This is a genomic window from Runella defluvii (assembly GCF_014195535.1).
Taxonomy (GTDB): domain Bacteria; phylum Bacteroidota; class Bacteroidia; order Cytophagales; family Spirosomataceae; genus Runella; species Runella defluvii.
In genome coordinates this window covers 731,206-753,379 of record NZ_JACIBY010000001.1, presented here as the reverse complement: position 1 = coordinate 753,379, position 22,174 = coordinate 731,206, and the positions used below count along the sequence as shown (strand labels likewise).

The 22,174-nt window shown below is 43.0% G+C and carries 22 protein-coding genes; 15 read left to right on the top strand and 7 right to left on the bottom strand.

The window, feature by feature from the left end:
• Positions 1-6: 6 nt before the first annotated feature.
• The 6 genes from FHS57_RS03060 to FHS57_RS03035 all read right to left on the bottom strand — a co-directional run bounded on the left by FHS57_RS03060 (position 7) and on the right by FHS57_RS03035 (position 9,334).
• Positions 7-1,080 carry a hypothetical protein gene (locus FHS57_RS03060; protein ID WP_183971384.1) on the bottom strand — a complete coding sequence of 358 codons (1,074 nt, stop codon included), beginning with the start codon at positions 1,078-1,080 and terminating at the stop codon, positions 7-9.
• Between the two features lie 452 nt (positions 1,081-1,532).
• Positions 1,533-3,308: a DUF2326 domain-containing protein gene (locus tag FHS57_RS03055; protein WP_183971382.1), complete on the bottom strand. Its 1,776-nt coding sequence runs from the start codon at positions 3,306-3,308 to the stop codon at positions 1,533-1,535.
• A 12-nt stretch (positions 3,309-3,320) separates the two neighbouring features.
• Positions 3,321-3,614: an ABC-three component system middle component 8 gene (locus FHS57_RS03050; RefSeq protein ID WP_183971381.1), complete on the bottom strand. Its 294-nt coding sequence runs from the start codon at positions 3,612-3,614 to the stop codon at positions 3,321-3,323.
• Entirely contained in the window at positions 3,611-4,555 is a 945-nt protein-coding gene (locus FHS57_RS03045; protein WP_183971380.1) for an ABC-three component system protein, read from the bottom strand. Before FHS57_RS03045 ends, FHS57_RS03050 begins: the two co-directional genes overlap by 4 nt.
• Before the next feature lie 202 nt (positions 4,556-4,757).
• A complete protein-coding gene (locus FHS57_RS03040) occupies positions 4,758-8,402 on the bottom strand; it encodes an ABC transporter permease/M1 family aminopeptidase (protein WP_183971379.1) in 3,645 nt (1,214 codons plus the stop codon).
• Between the two features lie 50 nt (positions 8,403-8,452).
• Positions 8,453-9,334 carry an ABC transporter ATP-binding protein gene (locus FHS57_RS03035; RefSeq protein WP_183971378.1) on the bottom strand — a complete coding sequence of 294 codons (882 nt, stop codon included), beginning with the start codon at positions 9,332-9,334 and terminating at the stop codon, positions 8,453-8,455.
• Between the two features lie 155 nt (positions 9,335-9,489).
• On the opposite strand from FHS57_RS03035, the gene FHS57_RS03030 reads away from it, so the two are divergent.
• The 3 genes from FHS57_RS03030 to FHS57_RS03020 are packed head-to-tail and all read left to right on the top strand — an operon-like array spanning position 9,490 to position 10,591.
• Positions 9,490-9,753 (top strand): hypothetical protein, encoded by a 264-nt coding sequence (locus FHS57_RS03030; protein WP_183971376.1) that lies wholly within the window; start codon positions 9,490-9,492, stop codon positions 9,751-9,753.
• Entirely contained in the window at positions 9,750-10,079 is a 330-nt protein-coding gene (locus FHS57_RS03025; RefSeq protein WP_183971374.1) for a type II toxin-antitoxin system RelE/ParE family toxin, read from the top strand. The genes FHS57_RS03030 and FHS57_RS03025 overlap by 4 nt, the downstream gene beginning before the upstream one ends.
• Before the next feature lie 2 nt (positions 10,080-10,081).
• Positions 10,082-10,591 carry a GNAT family N-acetyltransferase gene (locus tag FHS57_RS03020; protein ID WP_183971372.1) on the top strand — a complete coding sequence of 170 codons (510 nt, stop codon included), beginning with the start codon at positions 10,082-10,084 and terminating at the stop codon, positions 10,589-10,591.
• A 76-nt stretch (positions 10,592-10,667) separates the two neighbouring features.
• Here the strand turns inward: FHS57_RS03020 and FHS57_RS03015 are convergent, their stop codons facing one another.
• A complete protein-coding gene (locus tag FHS57_RS03015; RefSeq protein WP_183971370.1) occupies positions 10,668-13,649 on the bottom strand; it encodes an alpha/beta hydrolase family protein in 2,982 nt (993 codons plus the stop codon).
• Positions 13,650-13,822: 173 nt separating this feature from the next.
• On the opposite strand from FHS57_RS03015, the gene smpB reads away from it, so the two are divergent.
• From smpB to FHS57_RS02955, 12 genes are all read left to right on the top strand, one after another.
• Positions 13,823-14,263: an SsrA-binding protein SmpB gene (gene smpB / locus FHS57_RS03010; protein ID WP_183971368.1), complete on the top strand. Its 441-nt coding sequence runs from the start codon at positions 13,823-13,825 to the stop codon at positions 14,261-14,263.
• 134 nt (positions 14,264-14,397) lie between these two features.
• Positions 14,398-14,721 carry an ArsR/SmtB family transcription factor gene (locus FHS57_RS03005; protein WP_122929238.1) on the top strand — a complete coding sequence of 108 codons (324 nt, stop codon included), beginning with the start codon at positions 14,398-14,400 and terminating at the stop codon, positions 14,719-14,721.
• A gap of 3 nt (positions 14,722-14,724) precedes the next feature.
• Positions 14,725-15,186: an SRPBCC family protein gene (locus FHS57_RS03000; protein ID WP_221225532.1), complete on the top strand. Its 462-nt coding sequence runs from the start codon at positions 14,725-14,727 to the stop codon at positions 15,184-15,186.
• 33 nt (positions 15,187-15,219) lie between these two features.
• Entirely contained in the window at positions 15,220-15,777 is a 558-nt protein-coding gene (locus tag FHS57_RS02995; RefSeq protein ID WP_183971366.1) for a DUF4256 domain-containing protein, read from the top strand.
• Positions 15,778-15,822: 45 nt separating this feature from the next.
• Positions 15,823-16,575, top strand: a complete 753-nt coding sequence (locus tag FHS57_RS02990) for a hypothetical protein (RefSeq protein ID WP_183971364.1) — start codon at positions 15,823-15,825, stop codon at positions 16,573-16,575.
• 186 nt (positions 16,576-16,761) lie between these two features.
• Entirely contained in the window at positions 16,762-18,111 is a 1,350-nt protein-coding gene (locus tag FHS57_RS02985; protein WP_183971362.1) for a flavin monoamine oxidase family protein, read from the top strand.
• Positions 18,112-18,188: 77 nt separating this feature from the next.
• Entirely contained in the window at positions 18,189-18,599 is a 411-nt protein-coding gene (locus FHS57_RS02980) for a lipocalin-like domain-containing protein (RefSeq protein ID WP_183971360.1), read from the top strand.
• Between the two features lie 12 nt (positions 18,600-18,611).
• Positions 18,612-19,040, top strand: a complete 429-nt coding sequence (locus tag FHS57_RS02975) for a hypothetical protein (protein ID WP_183971358.1) — start codon at positions 18,612-18,614, stop codon at positions 19,038-19,040.
• A 20-nt stretch (positions 19,041-19,060) separates the two neighbouring features.
• On the top strand, positions 19,061-19,723 hold the full coding sequence (gene hxpB / locus FHS57_RS02970; protein WP_183971357.1) for a hexitol phosphatase HxpB: 663 nt from the start codon (positions 19,061-19,063) through the stop codon (positions 19,721-19,723).
• A 27-nt stretch (positions 19,724-19,750) separates the two neighbouring features.
• Entirely contained in the window at positions 19,751-20,344 is a 594-nt protein-coding gene (locus FHS57_RS02965; RefSeq protein WP_221225531.1) for a Crp/Fnr family transcriptional regulator, read from the top strand.
• A 224-nt stretch (positions 20,345-20,568) separates the two neighbouring features.
• Entirely contained in the window at positions 20,569-21,696 is a 1,128-nt protein-coding gene (locus FHS57_RS02960) for an FAD-dependent monooxygenase (RefSeq protein ID WP_183971355.1), read from the top strand.
• 62 nt (positions 21,697-21,758) lie between these two features.
• Positions 21,759-22,151: a VOC family protein gene (locus FHS57_RS02955; RefSeq protein ID WP_183971353.1), complete on the top strand. Its 393-nt coding sequence runs from the start codon at positions 21,759-21,761 to the stop codon at positions 22,149-22,151.
• The last annotated feature ends 23 nt before the right edge of the window (positions 22,152-22,174 follow it).

Sequence of the window (22,174 nt, the reverse complement as noted above, 5' to 3'; positions counted from 1 at the left end):
ACAGCATTATTTTTCAAGTGTAAGGTTATGTTTAAGGGCATTCAAAAAGATAGTCAGGAGTAGATCTAGTTTTAAAGCATCATCATACCAATGAAACCATATTTTAAGCGGTAGCAACACGCCCGAAAGTGTCTTTTCGTTGACACTATACGTCACAAAAGACGTACTGTCTCGTAGCTGCTTTCGATAATACGCCAGCCACTGTTTTTCGTTGGCAAACTCCCGTCCATTCCATTTTTCGAGCCCCATAACGGAGCAAAACGTAGAAAACCGCCGTGCACGGTAGCCATTATCACCGAGATAATAGTCCGTCAATAGTTCGGTACACCGCATCCCGTTCGAACTTCCAATCTCGTAGTGATGGGCAATCACATACGCATCCATATCCCCCAGCATATCCGAAGCCGACGCATCTACGTTTATCACTTCTTGTGCATCGTTGCCATTCACCGATTTTCCGTTGTTTTTCAAGTAATCGAAAAGAAAATCGGCCGAACTACTTGCGATGTCGCCCAGCCATGTCACGACATCCACGTTGGAGTCAACGTGCGGAACAAATGGAGTAAGAAATGACAAAAATGAAGGCAATGGGCTAACCACCTGCTTATAATTGATGGCATCCAAGCCCGCCAAGGTGTGGGCAACGTCACAAAAATGCCCTTCGGGCAGCATCACATCTTGATGATCAGCTTCGTAAATAAAGGGCACTTTTCCCGCTCGGGTATCGCCAAAAATCTTGTCGTGGTCGGTATAAGTCACGACTCGATACACGGGCATATACACCAGTTTTTTATACCGAACAACTTCTTTCCCATGATTCACGGGAGAATCATGGAGAGCTGTCTCAAAACGGCTTTCTATCGCTGCCGCCCCGCGTATCAGTTCACTATTCCAGCCCCATTGGTCGTAAAAGATTTTACGCAAACGAGTGATCATTTGCTTGGTATTGTTTTGCTCAGGTGCCCAATAATCCTCTTCTTCTTTCAATAAACGGATAAACTCTTCAATCGTAAGTACACTTCTGGCATGATGCCCGGGTTCAGGTTGATTCGAAACAATAGGTTGAAATAGATTTTTCATAGTAGGGTAAGGTAAAGGTTAAGCTCCTAAGGGAGTAGGTTTTGAGGCGCAACAAGGAAAATGTCAACGCATTGAAAAAGAAAGAGAATGTCAAAGAGCAGAGGCAAATGGAGGAAATTTCTAGCGCAGAAATTAGCTGGACGAATATAATCTATTTCGTCAACTTCTCACGCAAAACGCTTTAATAGTTTTAGGGCTAGGTTTGTAGCGCTAGATCATCAAGAAGACGATTGGTCGGAGAATCAGGGAAAGAGATAGCGGTTAGATTATCGATGGGCGTTTGGACTCAAAATAGGCGGTACGATATAGTGAAACCCCTTGCGTTTTTCACAGTTATTGTACCGAGCAGCTATCGAAGAGGTCATTTCATTGAGCAAAGCGGCGAGCTTAATGAATCTGTCATTGAGTGAGTTTAGGCAGCTACTAAGAGGATAATTACTCAATAAGGTTAACTAAAAACTCATTTTAAATAACTTCCCTTCATCATTTTTATCGTTAAGTTCCAAAATAATACTACTTTCAAGATTCATATTGGGAGGAAGATTATCTTTAATGGCAGAGAAAATATATTGTATATCATGTCTTTCACAAATGTTTCGGCATAACTCAATGAGTCTATTTTTTACTCCATTATCATCGCCTGAAATAACATCATCATGATAGACAAAACGAAAATGAGATTTATCTCGATAATTTATCAGAATTGCTAAATCAAAAGCAACACAAAGTATTTTGTAATAGGTGGCACCATCTGATTTGGCTGAATTAGGAAATTCAGGTCTAAAATCAATATTAAAAGTGTTATTAGGAACAATTTTGATAATCGCATTGTCATTCAAAATTTCCTTTGCTATTTCAGAGAAACTCCTTCTAATACTCATGTACAAGGTACAATTGGCCGTGTTGTCTAAAATTTCTTTCAGTTTATCTTTTACATCTTGTAAATCTCCTTTTTGCTTTTCTTCGATTTCTGTTTTCTTTTTTTCAATCTTATCTATTTCTTCTAGTTGAGCCTGAAAACGAACTAACTCTCGTTCTATTTCTACTAGATTCTTTTGATAAATTGCATATTTTTTGAATAGAGAAGTATCTTGAATTATATCCCTGAACGCTTTTTTTCTACTATTTAATTCTGACAGTCTTGCATTAATATCTTTTTCCTGCTGTTTTTTCTCATCAATCGTTTGACGAATTTGGCTATTTCGTTCTTGGGTAATCTGATGGTTAAAGTCTATCAATTGCTCATACGATTTTGATAGCTGCTGTGGAAAGTGTATTTCAACCTCCTCAAACAAGTTTTTAACTTTTTCTAAGTCGAAAGAAAATTCATTTCTTATTGAATCGCTTAATTTTTGGATTTCGTATTCAATCTGATATAATTGAGTATTAAGAAGTGCTATTTCGTACTCAATTTCACCTACTAAAGTATTGATAGTTTCTTTATCTTTTTGATAAAAATTTAGGTTATCTAATTCTTTTGAGAGTTTATCTCTCTCTATTTGAGTGGTCTGAATTTTACCAACCAATGAATCTTTTTCTTCGGTTTTGATACCAAAAGATTTTTCTTGATTTTTAATAGAAGTATTATCTTCCTTTATAGAATCTTCTAACTCATATTTTTGCTTTAGTAATCTTCCATCAAAACCTAGCAAACTAAAAAGCAACGGTTTCCAATCTTTATCTTTGTTTTTTGTAAACTTTCTTAATTGAAAAATCGTATTCATTTTTGGCTCATAGTCACCCTGAGTACGTAACGAATAATTAATTAATCGCCGATATGCTTCATCATTTTCTTTACAAAAATCAAAATTCAAGAGTTCATTTAATTTACCTTTTGCTTTTTCCAACGCAAGAATTTCATCAAATTGATCGATTAAAGGGTACCCATCTTTTGATTTTTCATTTAGTTTAAAGGCTATTTTCGTAGGAGTATCCACACTTCTTTTCAGTATTAAATAACGCCCATCATTCAACAGAATTTCCAAGTAAAATTCATAGCCAGAAAACTTTTCTTTCGCCGAATCTTTGTAAAAGAAAAAAGATTTATCAACGCCTTTTAAAAGCATAAAATCAACCAAATCTGCCAGTTTAGTCTTTCCAACGCAGTGTTGGTTTCCAGTCCCATCTTCTTTTTGGGAATCAGCAACAATAGCATTTAACCCACCTTTTTTAGTGATAAAGGTAACATTGTGAAACGGGCGATTACTATAAAGTTTACTTAGTTTCATTCCTAAAATATCTTACTTACGAGCAAGTTCAGATCTGCGTGTGACAATAGAATCATTATAATTTTCATGGTACAATTTATTTAGTTGAAACAAGTCTATTTCAGGCAGATAACTTATTTTATTTAACAAAAACAGAAAGTTTAAAACATAAGGAAATATGTCTTTTGCTTCTTTACCGTATGTTGCTACAACTAAACTTAACAACTCATCATATAAAAGACTATTTTTTCTCAGCTTATCAATCACAAAAGCACTTAGATTGATTATTGATAAATCTAAATTAAGATATTTATGAGCAGTTATCATAATGTTCTTCCTATATGGCAATTAAAGTACAAATGATGTAAAAATATCCAGATAAGCCTACGGTCTTGTTTTAATTCTATTTGATTTGCATCGAAAATAGTATCATACAAATACATAAAAATCTCTTCAAACTTACCAAAAGTACTTCTTTTAATTTCAATCTTATTACTCATTTCTTCTGCAAAATTATAATATATTTTGGCATACTCTTGATTATTAAAATTTGACAAAAATTCGTCAATATCTTCAAAATATTGTTGAGATTTTCGTCGAATTTGATTTTCATAATATTCAGTTGACAAATTATTTATCTCATTTTTCCTTACTTTAGATATATTTATTATAGCATTTTCATCTGTCAATATTGCTATTCTACGAATTGCATTAATAGAATTTGAAAAAGCCAAAATGGTATCTTTAATATCAAACTCCGTAATGACTAAAGGTAACGCATACAACCCAATTTTAAAAGTCTTTGCTACATCATCATACTGTCTTAACCAAGTATGAATGGTATCTTTCCCTTTGATATCAACATTTTTAAGACCTGTTTCGGCTTGGATATACTGTACGGCTTTTTCCCTGCTCTCGGTCTCTTTCCGATTAGTGAAAATTAGGTAGTTGTCTACCTCTCCGTTTTCTATAAGTGCTTTAATATTCGCAATTTCACCATTGATTATGCTGGTTTTATTACCGAAAAAAGGATTGTCAGAGCAACTCGCTTGGTAATCATTGGTGTGCTTTGCTTGAATGATAAACTTACCACTCCAAGGCTCTGATAATGAGGGATAGTTATTTGCCTTTCCTGTAAAACGCCCATCTCGACCACCATCTCGACCTTTTGTAAATGCAACTGTAGCTGTACCAAGCACTTTTTGGCATAGTACATTAACCAGTTCTTCAAAGTCGTCCTCTGATAAGTTTTCTAAACGGTAATCCATTGTGTATAATTGTGCGTTGGGCAAAAGTACAGCTATTTTTGGCCTTCTGAAACCTATTTAATGGAAAAAATCGGCTGAAAATAGTAAAGTACAAGCAACTTGAAATCTGCTCATACTTCACTATCATTTTCTTAACTTACCTCAAAAGAATACACACTACCTTCTCGAAAGCTTTAAAGCTTTCGAGAAGGTGAGGAATTTCCTACAGCATTTCCACTTTCATCACATTATCATCCGAAATGCGGTCGATGAGTTTGTTGTAGGGGTCGATGCCGCCTTTGAGGGGCTTACCTTTTACTACCAACTCAATCGTGTGCTTGCCTGGGCTGAGTTTGTGTTTTTGGAGGTAAAGCGGCACTTTTTGCTTCATGCCTAGCTTGTTTTTAGACTCCTCCGTAAACACCCCGATGTCGATATAATTCGGGGTTTTTCCCTGCGCAATTTCCTTGCCCGTTTTGTCAAAATACAGCTTTTTGGTTTCTACGGTCAGCTTTATTTTGTACTGGTCGCCTTTCAGCGGCGTCGCTTCTACGCCCGTTACTTTGTTTTCGTACAAGGTGATTTTCTTGATACAATCCTCCACAAAATACTTGAGCGAATCAGGCGTTTGGGTGTAAATACTGTTGTACCATTCGTCGGTCGTCGTAAAAGGCGCTTTCTGGCGGAAGGCCGTCCGTTCGGCGTAGTCTTTCAGCCACGTGTTGAGGCGCTGCTCGCCCACCATGTCTTGCAGGGCATAAAACGTCAACGTGCCTTTTCCGTACCAAATGTACGCCCCGTTTTCGTTGTCCATCAGCGGCTGTTCGCCTTTGTTTTCCGTTCCACGACCGCGTAAATACTGGTCGAGGGCGTATTTGAGGCGCTCTTGCATCACGTCGCGGCCGTAAGTGTGGTGTAGCACCATGTGCGAACTGTACTCGGCCAATGCCTCAGCGATGTTGTTGGCTCCCCGCGTGAAACTCGGCATCACTTGGTGTCCCCACCACTGGTGCGCTACCTCGTGGGCCGTTACGTAATACGCATAATCGGTTTTGTTGGGGTCTGAGAAATCGGCCAAAAATCCGAAGTTTTCCGAATACATAATGGTATTGGGAAACGACTGCGCAAACGTCTGATAACGAGGAAATTCCAAAATACGCATCTGTCGGAACTGGTACGGACGGAAATTGGACGAGCAGTACCGCAAGGCGTCTTTCAGTCCGTTCATAAAGTGGGTAATGTTTTGGTTGTGCGTAGGATGATGAAAAATCTCCACTTTAATATCCTGTCCATCAGAGTTTTTAACGGTTTCGCGGTGGACAGCATAACGCGCCGACGCGACGTTGAAGAACAAATCCATGAACTCGTTTTGTTGGTAATGAAAGTACTTACGACCATTTTGCGTCCATTCTTTTTGTAGATACCCAGGCATAATCGCAATTTGGTCGGGTTCGGTACTGACCGTACCTTCAAACGTTATCCAGTCGCCTTCTTGGGTAAACAAGAAATTCTGTAACCCCGTGGAATCGGTGCGTTTGGGCATGTCAAATTCCCGAATCGGTAATTTGTATTTTTTCCGATACCGCTCCGACGAAAGTTCGGCTTGCTGACTGTATCCAATGCTCGGGAACAAATCGCCTTGGTTCACAAAAGTACCATTGTCCGTAATCGTAAACTGCTCTTCTCCCCCATTGCGAAAGCCTCTAAACTCACCATGCGACGCGATTTCAAGCACCGCCGAGTCGTTGGGCATCAGCTTTTTAGGCAATTGATAAATATAAAACCGTTGAATCGTATCGTTCAACAATTTCTTAGGCTCTACTCCGTCGATTTTTAGACTCATTCGGTAATGCGGGAAACCGCCTCCCACGTTCAAAATCAGCGAATCCAACGGGCGGTTATGCTTATTTTTTATCACAAATCGACCTCGAGCATCTATCATTCGTTTTTTAGGAAACAAATCTACCTCTACCTTTACCGATGTCACTTTGGGCTGTGCTTTGAGGTAATATTTGCGGTATTTTTCTTCGTACTCCGCGCTTCGTTTGCGGCCCTCTTCGGCGGTACGGTACTTGTTCAATACACTTTGGTTGTAATAAATAAAGCCCGCTGAACCTAACCAAACAAGGGTAAACACCGACAGCAACGCCCCTGTAGCAGGCGTAAAACGCTGCATGGCCAAACGCCAACGATTTTTGAAATTGGTTTCGGTACCGCGCGACCAAAACAGGTTGCCAATCACCAAAAAGACTGCCGCCAATCCGCCCCAGCACAACAAATACCACATCGTATTTTCGGTGAACCCAAACCCGTTCATGTCTGAATACGTCGAAGTAGGAACGGCGTTGAAATACAGCAACATGTATTTGTATTCAGAAAAAGCCCGCGTGCCGTACAGCACCGCCCAAAAAGCAATGTTGACCACGTGCCCCGTCATTTTGTTGTTGACCAACGTATGAATCAAAAACGTAATCATGGTCAAGAACGTCCACTGCAAAATAGGCACTACGTAGCCTTGCAGGTACAGCGCAAAGTTGTAATCGAAGTATCCTTTGATGGTCTGCCAGATAACGCCGCACAAAATCCCCACGACAGGAATGAACAGCATCACCCCAATCATGGCCAAAAACTTGGAGCCATACACCAACCAGTTGGGCAAAGGCAACGCATCGCCAATAAGGTGAAAATTGACCGTTCGGTCGCGGTGCACGACTTCGCCCGTAATGAAAATAATCAGGATAATCACCACAAAATAGAATGTACTGTCTTTCGACTCTAACATCAAATAAGTAGTTGGCAATGAATCGGTTCCGTACATCATCCCTGCGTACTGATTGTCTAAAAACAAGAACAACGCCGCCGCCAACAAAATAGCAATAAAGAAGGGGTCTCGAACAATGTTCCGAAACTCCACTTTGGCCATACTGAGCATTTGTCTCAAATAACGACCCGTGGTGTAGGCTTTTTCGGCCACGGGCAAATCAGCCAATGAGCGTGGAGCAGCCGCTTTTTCGGTCTTCTTTTTGGAGATTTTTTGAGATTTTGGGGCAATGAAGCGTTGGAAATCAAAGCGAAACAACAAAAACAAAAGTGGAGCAAGCCCTACACCTATCCACAACAAACGGTTCCATAAGAAATTACCCTCCAGAGGAAAGAAGCGGGTATTTTGTTCCGTAACTGTCCAATAACGTGTCAAATCGTCGAGCGCTCCCAACGCAAAAGGGTCCAGAATAGCGGCCAGCGACTTGTTGTCCAAATCAGTCATCAACGAAGAGGCGACCAAGTAAGTCACCAACAAAACCACCCCACCCGCATAGGTAACAAACACGCGTTTTGTCAAGGCCACCAAGCTAAAAAAGAGGCTTCCCGCAAAAAACAAATTGGGAACGCCTACGACCAAATAAGGCCACAGGTAGTTGAGTAAATTGTAAGGGCCAATGCGTTCGACATTATCGCCAACGTCAAAGGTTTTTCCGATAAAACAGCCAAACAAATGCCCCACAATCATTCCTGAACCAATAAATAACAGTGTCAGAAATGACCCAACGAAACGACCCATCAAGTAGCCTTTTTCGGAAATGGGGTAGCTGAAATAATAATTTTGGGTTTTGTGCTCAATATCACGATAGACGGGCACGCCCATCACCGCCGTCGCAAGCATGATGCCGAATACGCTCATCACCGCAATGAAAACCCCCGCAATCGCAGGGCCGTTGATGAATACTTTTTCGGACGAGCCTCCGCTGATACTCACCGAACCAAACAGTGCCAGCACCAACGAAAATAGAAACATCACCGCCCAATAGCCCCAAGTTGCGGGTCGCTTAAAGCGGTATTTTAATTCAAAAGAAAGTATGGTTGAAAACATAAATTTAGCTGTGTTTGACTTCGCTCTTTAATTAAAAATGACCCAAAAGACTACACCGCCAGCCCTTGTCGAACTGTGATTTCGGAGAAATACACATCTTCTAAATCAGGCGTAGCCGCTTCAAAGCCTTCGAGTGACTCGTCGGCGATGACCCTGATTTGGGTTTTACCCATCTTCAGCGAAGTCGAAATCACTTGGTAATTTTCGCGATAGTCGTTCAGCTCGTGTTTTTCAATACTTTTCTTAAACACCTTACCTTCAAGGCTTTTGACCAATTCATTCGGATTCCCTTTGGCTACAACTTCGCCCAAACAAATGATGGCCATGTGCGAACAAAGGTTGGTTACATCTTCCACGATGTGGGTTGAAAGAATCACAATCGTGTTTTCTCCAATTTCAGACAGTAAGTTGTGAAAGCGGTTACGTTCGGCAGGGTCGAGGCCCGCCGTTGGTTCATCGACAATGATAAGTTTGGGATTGCCAATAAGCGCCTGTGCGATGCCAAAGCGCTGTTTCATCCCTCCCGAGTACGTCCCCAAGTTTTTCTTACGGGCTTCGTAGAGGTTTACTTTTTGCAGAAGCGCCGTTACAATATCCTTACGCTCGCCACGGTTCGAAATCCCTTTCAGGTCGGCGATGTGGTCGAGCATGGTTTCTGCACTTACGCGCGGATATACGCCAAATTCTTGCGGCAAGTATCCTAAAATTTTACGTACGTCTTCTTTTTGGCGTAGCACGTCCAAGTCATCGAGCGAAATACTACCGCTATCGGCCTCTTGAAGGGTAGCAATGGTACGCATCAAGGAGCTTTTACCCGCACCGTTGGGACCCAAAAGCCCAAACATCCCCTGCGGAATGGTAAGTGTTACATCTTTAAGCGCCTGTACTCCATTGGAATACGTTTTGGAAAGGTTGGTAATGGTTAGCTGCATGAGAAAAAATGGATTTTAGGTTTTAAGGTTTGTGCGAAAATAGAAAAAAACACACGCCGTCTGTCATTTTTAGGATTAATGGCGATATAGGCAGATGAATGTTAGGCAATAGCAAATGAGTTTATTGTTTTGTAGATTTGTAAAAAAAGAAACTTATGACATCTCTTCAATACATAACTGATAAGAGGGGGCGTAAAAAAGCCGTCATTATTCCAATTAAAGAATGGGAGAAGTACCAAAAAGCACTCGATTTGCTGGAAGAGAAACAAGAACTAGAGGCACCCATCTTTACTAAAGATGAAATAATAACGAATATTAAAGAAGCAGTGGAAGAAGTAAAGCTATATCGTCAGGGGAAAATTGAGCTTCAGACAGCAGAAGATTTCTTGGCGGAGCTTAAACAAGAAGGTTATCTATGAAAATCATCGTTAGTAGAACATTCAACCGTGATTTTAAAAAATTGGCTAAAAAGTACAGTTCACTTGGTACCGACATTGCCGCCCTCTTTGAACTTCTCCGAAACAACCCAAAATTGGGAACACCGCTTGGCCATAATTGCTACAAAATTAGAGTTGCTATTGCCTCAAAAAAACAAGGCAAAAGTGGAGGTGCAAGGCTGATTACATGTGTAAAAATGATTGACAATCAGCTTTTTTTGCTTACTATTTACGACAAATCAGAGAAAGAAAATATAACCTCTCAAGAACTTTCTTCGTTATTGAAAGAAATTGAGTTTTCTGATTAATTATGAAACCTTCCTACCATTTACGCCGCTGGCAGAAAGGAGATGAGCGTTCGCTAGTTCGCTATGCCAACAATTACCAGATTTGGCGCAACGTGCGCGACGCTTTCCCGCATCCTTATACAAGTGATGATGCCTTTCATTGGATACACCTGTGCACATCCGAAAAAATACCCACGGTGTTTGCCATTGAGGTCGATGGAGAAGCAGTAGGTTGTGTGGGAATTGTTTTACAAAAAGATATTTTCTGTAAAAATGCCGAAATTGGCTACTGGCTTGGAGAGCCTTTTTGGGGAAAAGGAATCATTACTGAAGCTGTACTAGAAGTCACAGACTATGCCTTTCGTACCTTCAATTTGCAGCGCCTTTATGCAGGGGTGATGGCCCATAATCCTGCCTCTATGAAGGTGTTGGAAAAAGCAGGCTATCACTTGGAAGCCATTCTGAAGAAGTCTATTTATAAAGAAAATACCTTCATTGACGAGCACCTCTACGTCCGATTTCGAGAAGGGTAAATGAGAAACGGGGAGGTTATGAGTAACCTCCCCGCACATTAAAGTGGAGGAGGTTACTCATAACCTCCTCCACCTACTAGTTTTCAAAAATACGTCCTTCGATGTGCTGCTCCATTTCTAAGCGCGGCACACCTTTCGACCACCATTCTGGGGCAGGTTTTCCCTTTAAGAAATGATCAAAAAACTCCATCATCCGCACTGAGTAGTCTTTGCGGTTCGGTTGTTTGGCCAATCCGTGGTTTTCACCTTTGTATTGCACCATCACAACGGGTTTCTTCAAGCGACGTAACGCCGTGTAATATTCCACTCCTTGGGTAAAATCAACGGCTCCGTCGGCATCGTTGTGCAACAGCAGAAGCGGGGTTTGTACCTTTTTGACGTGGTAAATCGGAGAGTTACGGTTGTAAGCGTCCCAGTTTTCCCACGGCGCTACCAAACGTCCCTGCGAACCTTCAAAAATTTGTCCGTTGCTTGTCCCTGAGTTTTTATAAATCAAATTGTACATCGAAATCATGTCCGTCAACGGTGCTCCAGCGGCGGCGGCCTTAAACATATTGGTTTGCGTAATCAAAAAGCTGGTTTGGTAGCCGCCCCACGAGTGACCGTGAATACCTATTTTGGCTTCGTCAATGACGCCCGTTTTAAGCGCTGCTTTTACGGCTGGCAATACGCACCAAACCGCCGACATCCCTGGGTCGTTGAGTTTATACACAATGTCTGGAATAAATACGGCATAACCATTTGAGGTATAAATCGAAGGATTCCAGCCTGTACCCGAATAAGCAGGATTAGCGAAATTATGGAGCGTCTGCGATAGTTTTTCGTAGTAATACACCACCGTTGGGTATTTCTTACCTTGTTCATAGCCCGCTGGCAAAAACAATGCTCCTTGCAACGTATCGCCTTTGTCGCTTACGTAATCGACCAAGCGGGTTCCTGCCGACCACGCAAATTTCTCAAGCAATGGCGCATTTTTGGTCAATTGCTTCTCGCCGCCAAGCTCTGCACTCGTTGTCACAAAATACTGACGTGGCTGGGTAAATGTTTCTTTGGCAAACACAAACGTCTCCGCCTTTTTGGCTTTGGACAAACTACCAACGGCCGCATCTTGCCACAACAAAGGCTTCACAGTGATGGTCTTTCCGATGTCCAAACGCGCTACTCCACTTTTTTTCGTCCACTCGCCATAGGTATGCAAATACAACGGTTTTTTCAAATCAATTCCTTTTTCTTCGGGGTCGAGTTGATAGCGTTGGTCGTAGCGAATCTTGTCTTTTTTACCGTTTTGGGTCAAATTAACCGCCACCAACGCTTTGCCTTTGGTATCTTTTTCGTCAGTAGGGACTTGCCAAATATCCCATCCGTCCGACAACAACACCGATTTGCTATCGCTGCTCCAGCCGACGGCTCCTTGCGGTGGGGTTTGTTGGTTGTGATCATCATCCACATCGACAAACGACGTCGGTACTTTTTCGGTCAAATTACGGCTGTTTTTGGTCGTCATGTCATAGACCCAATAGTTAGTTCCTTCCCAGTAAATAAACTTAGTACCATCGGGAGAAGGCTGCGCACCTGACCAAAAGTTAGGCAAATAATGCTTCGTTCTTACTTTTTCGCGTTTGCCCGTTTTGAGTTCCGTTACGTAAACATCCACGTAATTGCGGCCGTCGAGGCTACTTTCTAGTTCATACTCACTGTTGTCGGTGCCAATACCGTACAACTGTTTGGGAGCGATAGAAATGGATTTTACGCTGCTGTCGGCCAGTTGTACAAATTTCTTAGCCGCCACGTCGTACATCGACACGTAGTTTTGGTTTTTATCTTGCGTCTCCTGAATCTGTTGTCTCGACTGCAAACGCTTGTCTTGCCAGTTCCAAATCGTCACTTCGGGCTTTTCAGTGTCGTCTTTTTTATCGGCACTCGCTACTGCTTTGGTCGAGTCAGTCTTCACTTTGGCGAGGGCTTTTTGCAAATCTTCCAACGTTTTGACCGTAGTATCCGCCTTGATTTTGGCTAACTTCTCCGCGTCAGACAGCTTCTTTGTCGTGTCTTTGGGGGCCGCAGCGGGCTTTTTCTCTTCTTTTTTGGCCAACTCTAACTTATGAACGCCAAAAAATAACCGTCCCAAATCCTCCGACCAATAAGGCGTACGGTTAGGGCTTACGGTCATCCCTTTGGGAAAACCAAGGCTATCGCTTTTGGGGTCGTACGTAACAAGTTCGGGCATCGTTCCAAAGTTTTTAATCCCCAACACGCCCACTCGTTCGTTTTTGTATTTCTCGTCTTTAACGCTTTTGAGCAAAGCCAAGCCATCACCTTTTTCAGTCCAGTTCAGCGACTGATAACGCGCCTTGTCATTGTCCATCGTCAGCGTCACGCCCGTAGTCATGTTCCGCAATTGGACTCCGTTTCCTGCTTTTTCGTTGGCATCAATGGTCATCGCTAACCAGTTTCCCGATTTGTCAAAGCCCATTTCAGCCACGTTCCCTACGTTTTGGGTTTTGCTGCTGCCAAGGTCGTGCAACAATAAATCGGTGCCTTTGGCAGCATCACCACCGCCAGCCGAAGGGCCTGCACCGCCACTTGCAGTAAGCAAAAGCGCCAAGTGCGAAGCTTTTTCGCCGTTGAAGGCAAAGCTTTTTACGCGGTCAAATTCCGTTTTTTTGTTCGACGCCAATTCTACCAAAAATACTTTGTCAGGAATGGGTTTTCCACCAGGTTTAGCAGCCGCTTTTTTGTCTTTGTTTTTGGCAAATACCTTAAAAGCTACCCACTTGCTGTTGTCAGAAAAGCTAATTTGCGGAAACGACGGTGTACCAATCGGATATACGTATTTGGTAGTATCGGACGTTTTCTGAATAATCAGTTCGGCATCACTTTCATAGGTTGCCAATACATAAGCATACCATTGGCCGTCGGGCGAAAGTTGGGTGCCACCAAAAGAAGGAATGGCTTTCCAGTTGAGGACGTCTTTCCAACCCATGGCAGGTTTGGGCTTCGGTTGAGCCAAGGCCACCGTACTGAGCATCACCCCAAACAGAAGGAAGAGTTTTTTCATATACAAGGGAATTTAGAATGGATGAAATTGAATTTGTACCAAAGGTAGAGAAGGAATCGCACTTTTGCTTGGAATTAGCGACGAACTGGCCTTCAGCAAGGTTTAACAAAAGGAAATTGTTAACTTCGCAGCCTTTTCGTTCGAAATTATTGAAAAGATTTTAGCCTTAGAAAATGAGCAGAACCATAGATATTAGCAATCGCCGCGCGTCGTTCGAGTTTTTTTTTCTCGAAACCCATACCGCTGGGATTGTCTTGACTGGCACCGAAATTAAATCCATCCGCGACGGAAAAGCCAACCTCACGGACGCGTATTGTATTTTTTTGGACAATGAACTTTATGTGCACCACTTGCACATTTCTCCGTACGAAAAAGGGACGTATGCCAACCACAATCCCGTACGTGACCGTAAATTGTTGTTACAAAAAAGAGAGCTTAAAAAACTGGCTGCAAAACTCAAAGACCAAGGCTTGACGATTATTCCGACGCGCCTTTTTATCAATGAAAATGGCCTTTGTAAAATGGAAATTGCCCTAGCCAAAGGGAAAAAGCTCTACGATAAGCGCGACTCCATCAAAGAACGCGACCTCAAACGAGGCCGTGGGGAGGAATAACTCCCAAACTTGGAAAGTTGATGAACGAGCCTTTCCAAGTTTTAACTCTTCCCATTACTTAAACTTGGAAAGGCTGAAAGAAAATTTGCGTAGCTAAATAACTACACGTATATTTGTAGCTAAATAACTACACAATGAATCTACGAAGAGATGTTTTTCAGGCCATTGCCGACCCCACTCGCAGAGCAATTCTGATGTTGGTTGCTTCACAGGCCATGACTGCGGGAGCCATTGCGGCCAATTTTGACACGGCACGCCCTACCGTTTCCAAACATTTACAGATTCTTACCGAATGTGAGTTGCTGTCTCAACACCAAAACGGTCGAGAAATTTATTACCACCTCAACCCACAGAAGATGAGGGAAATTGCCGACTTCATTGAGCCTTTCCGTCAGTTTTGGGACGACCGATTTAACAAGTTAGAAGCCATCATGAAAACCTATCAAGCCAATCAATAACCCATGGTGCAGCCCAAAACCAACGTCCATGCCGAAGATGGAAAGCAAGAACTCTTGATTACGAGAGAGTTTGATTTGCCCATTGAACTTCTTTTCAAAGCCTACGTCGTGCCAGAAATCGTCGAACAGTGGATGGGAACGAAAGTGCTCAAACTTGAAAATCATGCCCACGGCGGATACCAATTTGAAACCACCGACCCACGGGGTCACGCGCATCGGTTTAGCGGGGTCATTCATGAGTTTGTCCCTAACCAAAAAATTACGCGAACGTTTGAAATGGAAAATACGCCCTTCGCTGTGCAGCTTGAGTTTTTAGAATTTGAAAAACTCACCGAAACAACCAGCAAACTGACGATGCACATCGTGTTTAAGTCAATTGCCTACCGTAATCAGTTGCTACAAATGCCGTTTGCTATGGGTATTAACCTCGCACACAACCGATTACAGGCATTTTTTGCCAACTAATTCATTTTCAAAAAAATCAAAAACAGCATACACATGAACAAGCAATTACCCCAAGAACGCCGCGAAGAGCTAATCAACCTTCTAAAAACGCGTTTTGAAAAAAATAAAAACCGCCATGCAGGAATCGATTGGGCCAATGTACAAGCCAAAATCGAAGCAAATTCGAATAAAATGTGGTCGCTCAACGAAATGGAAGAATCCGAAGGTGAGCCCGATGTAATAGGTTACGACGCCGCAACAGACGAATATATTTTCGTTGATTGCTCAGCCGAAAGCCCCAAAGGTCGCCGTAGTTTTTGTTACGACCGTGCTGCCCTTGACGCCCGCAAAGAGCACAAACCCACCAACAATGCCTTGGAATTTGCAGAAGAAATTGGGGTTGAACTTTTAACGGAAGAGCAATACAAAAATCTCCAGCAGCTTGGGAAGTTTGATACCAAAACTTCCAGCTGGATTCAAACGCCTGCCGCTATCCGCCAACTTGGAGGGGCTCTTTTCTGCGACCGCCGCTACAATCACGTTTTTGTGTATCACAACGGCGCCGAATCGTATTACGCCGCTCGCGGGTTTCGGGGGTTACTGAGAGTGTAAAAGGTTTGCTGTGTACTTTGGATTGCATACCACTAAATAAAGTCGATGAGAATTTTAGCATTTTTGATTGTCATTATTAGCTACGTCAGTACGGCGTATGCCCAAGGACTGTCTGAGACGAACAAGGAGAATATCCGTTTTTTTATTGACTGCATAAAAAAACAGCAAAAAGAAAAGCTGGCTGATAAAGTGATGTATCCGTTCAATAGAAACTATCCCCTTCCACCGATTCGCAACAAGAGCGAGTTTATCAAACGCTACCATGAAGTGTTCGATGCTGCGTTTACTCAAATGATTTCGAAATCAAACCTTTCAAAAGACTGGGCAACCGTTGGGTGGCGAGGGATTATGTTTTCCAATGGAGAACTCTGGCTAGATTATGACGGGTCTTTGCGGGCTGTCAATTATTCTTCAAAAATCGAAGAAAGCAAAAGACAGGCACGGATTGAAGAAATTCGCACTACGCTTCATAGCAGTTTGAAGGAATTCAGTCAGCCCATTTTAGTGTTTAAAACCAGTAAATTTCTTATCAGGGTTGATCAAATGAAAGATAACACGTACCGTTACGCTTCGTGGACATTGCCCAACAAAATGAGTTCTAAACCCGACATCATCATCCCAAAAGGTGAGTTTTTTTCAGAAGGAACTGCCAGTGAACCCAATTACCGATTCAAGAACAAAGAATTTACGTACGAGTGTTCATTTAATACAATGGTTGAGGCTTTACCGTCTTATTTTGTTAGAATTTTTAAGGAGGAAAAAGAAATTTCACATCAGAAGGCAAGCCTACTTTACTAATCTCCATTTGCTACAACTCCACGTTATTGTACCCGAAGATTTTGTTTTATCTATCCCTTCATCCGTTAAATCCGTGCCATCCGTGTACTGTTATCGACGATTTTAAGTACACAGATGGCACGAAATAGTCGGGCATGGTACAACAACAGTACCTTTTGGAGATTTTTACGTCCTAAAACAAAAACGATGAAAAGGCGAATTTTTCTAAAAAGTATTCCTGCTTCGCTCCTGGCTTCCTCTTACTGGACGACTGCCTGCCAAGCAGAAAATGGGATCAATCCTGCCGACAAAACAGTGGTCGTGATTGGCGCGGGTATTGCAGGTTTGGCAGCAGCCAAAAAGCTACAAGAAGCAGGTTTTAAGGTGAGCGTCTTGGAGGCACAAGATAAAGTGGGAGGACGGGTGCGCACCAATCGTTCGTTAGGGATTCCGTTTGACGAAGGCGCAAGTTGGATACATGGCATCGACGGCAACCCCATCACCGCGTTGGCGCAAGAAGCAGGCATGACGACGTTTCAGACGCTTGATGAAAGTATGAAATCGTACGACATTGGAGGAGCTCTCCGAAAAACTTCTACCTACGACTCGGCCGAGGATGAGTTTTATAACATCCTCGGTTCAATGATGAAAAGGGGTAGCAACGACCAAAGTTTTGCCAGTGTTTTCAATCGACTTTACCCCGAAAAGCAAAACGACCGCTTGTGGAAGTTTTTTCTTTCGACCTACGTCACGTTCGATACTGGTGATTTGGATAAGCTATCATCGACCCTCTACAATGAAGGAGAAGAATACGGAGGTGTAGAAAAAATCGCTACCAATGGCTACGACACCCTTGCTACTTATTTAGCCAAGAACCTATCTATTAGCTTAAATCAACGCGTTTCGGCCATTGATTACCGTACTTCGGCCATTCAAATTACCCACAACAATACCGTTACTCAAGCTGACTTTGTGATTGTAACGGTGCCTTTGGGCGTGCTCAAAAACAACAAACTTCTTTTTACCCCCAACTTACCCGCCGCCAAACAAACAGCAATTCAAAAAATAGGAATGAATTGCGTCAACAAATTTTTGCTCACGTGGAATACCACTTTTTGGGACGACGTTCAATACATTTCTTACACGCCCGAAGTGCGTGATAAGTTTAATTATTTTGTGAATCTAAACAAATTTATTCCCTCCGCCCATGCCCTCATGACCTTTGCCTATGCCGACTACGGCCGAGCCACCGAGACCATGACCGACGCCCAAGTGACGACCGAAATTATGGCGCATTTGAAAGATATGTACGGAACATCGATTCCTGCTCCTACGCGTTTGCTCCGTACCCGATGGAGTACCAACGAAAACGCCTTTGGAGCCTATTCATACACCGCCGTTGGCACCGAAATGCGGCATTTTGAAGACCTTTCCGAAGAAATTGACAATAAGCTATTTTTTGCAGGAGAACATACCGAAGCCGACTACTTCTCTACTGCCCACGGTGCTTATCTGAGCGGAATTCGCGAAGCCGACAAAATCATTGCCTTGCTGTAATCTGTCAATACAATTTCTCTTTTCCAACCTTCTGCCAACTTGCCGCGTCCTAGAGAAAAACAACCCATTCTTTTTCTATGCGCCGCTTCGTTTACTTGATTTTTGTTAGCCTTTTCATTGCTTGCCAATCCAGTGATTATGTGGGCACTAACAAAGAACTGACAGGAACTTGGAAGTTGATTTCCTATTGTAAGTCCACAGGCACCTCTGGCTGCACCCAAACCACCGTTCCCAACGACAAGGGAGTATTTATTTCGTTTTCCAAGAAAAATGAATTTAACGAATACTACCGAAACACCCGCCCCATCGACTACAGTTTTCTAGGATGTGGCGGCGGGAGCTACCAAATCGAAGGCAGCCAAGTGCGCATTCGTGCCACGTGTATGTCTTCTTCCAACGGACAACTCATCGACCTTACCTCTCTCAGCCAAACTCGATTGGTGCTCAACCCTTCGGGAAGGGGAGAGTTCCTTTTTGAAAAACAGTAAAACACAGCCTCCATGAAAACAAGTTTGCTTTTATTCGCTTTGATGCTCACTTGCTGCTTTGCCTGCGAAACATCTTCGGACGTAAAAGCAGAGCGAAACGGCGTATGTTCGCCCGTACAACTTACCTCCAACCTCGACGCACCCACGGGGCTCGACCTTTTTACGATACAATCCACCCAACTTTCCGACCACATTCTCACTGTTTCTTTTGCGTACGGCGGTGGTTGCGACCCCAACCACGCCTTTGCTTTGTACGTTGACCCTTCTCGGCAAGAAGACTCTAAAGGAGTTTACCGAGAAGGGCGCATCGTTTTTACCACACAAAACCCTTGCAAAAGGCTCGATTATAAAGATTTTTGCTTTGATTTGTCCACCCTAAAAAAAGAAGTCTCCTCTGGACGGCTTCGAATCAGGGGAACCGAGCAAGAAATCAAGTTTTAGTATTACCATACCCTTCTGCTATGCCCCATAAAAAGGCCGTTATTTTTGATATGGACGGCGTTATTATTGACTCTGAACCCTTGTGGAAACAAGCTGAGTTTGACGTTTTTTCTTCGTTGGGAGTAGTTGTATCAGAAGAATTTACTCCAATTACCCAAACTATGACAACCACCGAAGTTACTGAGTTTTGGTTTGAAAAATATCCTTGGCAAACTATTTCGTTGAAAGAAGTAGAAGAACGAGTCATTTCGCGGGTCATTGAATTGATTGAGACCAACAACTGTACTATTTTAGGTATAAGAGGCTTTATGGAACGCCTAAAAGCACAGGGGCTAAAAATTGGCGTTGCCACCAACTCGCCTTATCGTATTATTCCTCCTGCTCTTCAAAAAGTAGGTGTTTATGAGTTGATTGATGCGATTTCGTCGGCTGAGTTTGAAGAAAAGGGAAAGCCTGACCCTGCGGTTTATTTATCTGCTTCCCAAAAACTAGCCATTATGCCCCACGAATGTGTTGTTGTGGAAGACTCCCACTCAGGGATGATAGCAGCCAAAAGTGCAGGTATGACGGTCGTCGCATTTACCAATGGTCAACTCCATACATCTTTTGAACTCGCAGATTTTACGCTTAGTCATTTTGACGATTCAAACGAAGCGTTTCGTGTTCTGACAACTTCTGCGTAAACTTGTGAGGTTCTCTACTTCCGCTTTATGACTCCGCTTACTGCCCAGCTTGCCGATGCGTTTGGACTTAGTGTTTCGCACATTGAAGAAATGATGGCAATTGCTTTCCCCAAAAAAGTACGTCGAGGAGAGTTTTTGTTGCGAGAAGGCGAGGTTTGTACGCACGTTGGCTTGGTGGTCACAGGGGCACTGCGGACATTTTACATCAATGAAGAGGGCGAGGACATTAGCTTTTTGTTTCACTTCAACCACCGCCTCGAACACCTCGCTTTTATTGATTATGAAAGTGTGCTGCTGGGAACTCCTACCAAGCTCAACATTCAAGCGACCAAAAATTCATTGGTCTATCTGATTCACAAAGACGACCTGGCGGCTCTCTATCAAAAAAACGAGTTTTGGCAAAAGTTTGAAAAACACATGGCAGATCGTGTGTATTTATCGGCCAAACGACGCGTCGAGGACTTACTCTATTATTCGCCAGAACGGCGCTATCTTCAATTGCTTACCGATAATCCGTTGGTGTTTCAAAAATTCCCTCAAAAACACATCGCCAGTTACTTAGGCATTACGCCCCAGTCCCTGAGTCGAATTCGTAAACGGATTACGATTAATTACCTTTAGTGTACGTTTTTTAGGGTTTCGTCCATCTACCTTTGTCTCACGGTCTGACTATCGTCTGACCTAAACACACGGTCAGACGACAGTCAGACCGTACCTTTTCGGCTAAGACGTCATTCAGACCATATATTTTCGGCTAAGACGCCATTCAGACCATATATTTTTCAGTTATGTGTTGTCTTACTGTCGTCTGACAACATATTTACAACACCTTTAGCACATATTTTATGAGCACAGCCATCATTGGGGCAGGGATTGGTGGACTTACCACCGCCCTTACCCTTCAAAAACGCGGAATCGACGTCGCTATTTACGAAAGTGCTTCCGCCATCAAACCCGTAGGGGCAGGAATTATCATGGCCAACAACGCCATGCAAGTATTCCAACAGTTGGGACTAAAGTCGTCGATTGAAAAAGCAGGCAACAAAATCTCTCGCCTGCGCATCACCGACCCGCAACTCGCCGACTTGTCGGTGATTGACTTGCGCCCTTTTGAAGCTAAATACGGTGTACATAACGTCGCGATTCATCGCGGTGAGTTGCAGCGCATTCTTGCCGACGCTGTTGGTTATAAGCACATTCACTTATCAAAAAGAGTAGCTAAAATTGAAAAAAATGATGACTTTACAATCCACTTCGAAGATAACACTTCCGTAAAAAGTCGCATTCTCATCGGAGCCGACGGCCTCAAATCAGTGGTTCGGAATCAGCTTTTTGAAAAAAGTGAGCTGCGAAATGCGCATCAGTTTTGCTGGCGGGGAGTGGGTGAAATAGAACTTCACGAACGGCATCACCACGCGCCCGTAGAAGCATGGGGCAAAGGAAAGCGTTTTGGATTTGTTAAAATCAGTGATAAAAAAGTATATTGGTACGCGCTGGTTAACTCACTGTCTTTCAAGACAAACAACGCAAATTTACTAGAGATTTTTCGCGAATTTCATCCCGATATTTTAGCAATTATTGCCAACACGCCCCACGCCCAAATCATTGAAAACGAAATCATTGATTTAAAACCGATTCCCCAGTGGCATTCCGAGCGTGTTTGTTTGGTTGGCGATGCGGCCCACGCCACCACGCCCAACATGGGACAAGGAGCCTGCCAAGCCGTAGAAGACGCGTACGTGCTGGGAAAATTGCTGGATAAGGGGCTTCCACTCGAAAAAACGTTTGCCGATTATCAACGACTCCGACAAAAGAAAGCGCGAATGATAGTGAACACCAGCTGGCAAACAGGAAAACTTTCTCAACTCGAAAACGATTGGGGAATTTGGGTGCGAAATACCCTGCTAAAACTCATCCCGTCGCGCATCAATCAGAAACAAATGGAAACTGTTTTTCGGTTAGCCACTGTTTAATTTTTGCTTACCTCCCAAAAGTTTTCAACTTTCGGGAGGTTCAAATGAAAAACATCAAATCCATGAAACAGCACATTGCTCATCTAGCCTTGGTAGTAACCGATTACGACGAGGCTATCGAATTTTACACCCAAAAATTACACTTTGATTTACTCGAAGACACCCAACTAAGTCCAGCCAAAAGATGGGTGCGTATAGCGCCCAAAGGTACTACTTCTGGGCGTGCGCTTTTGCTGGCCAAAGCAGCCAATGACGAGCAACAAAGCCGCGTTGGAAATCAGACGGGAGGTAGGGTTTTCTTGTTTTTGAATACCGACGATTTTTGGCGAGATTACCAATTGTACCTCGATAATGGCGTCAAATTTGTGCGCCAACCCGTTGAGGAACCCTACGGTACAGTGGCCGTTTTTGAAGATTTGTACGGCAATTTGTGGGATTTAATTGAGCATAAATAGCTTTTTCTAACCCTCCCGAAAGT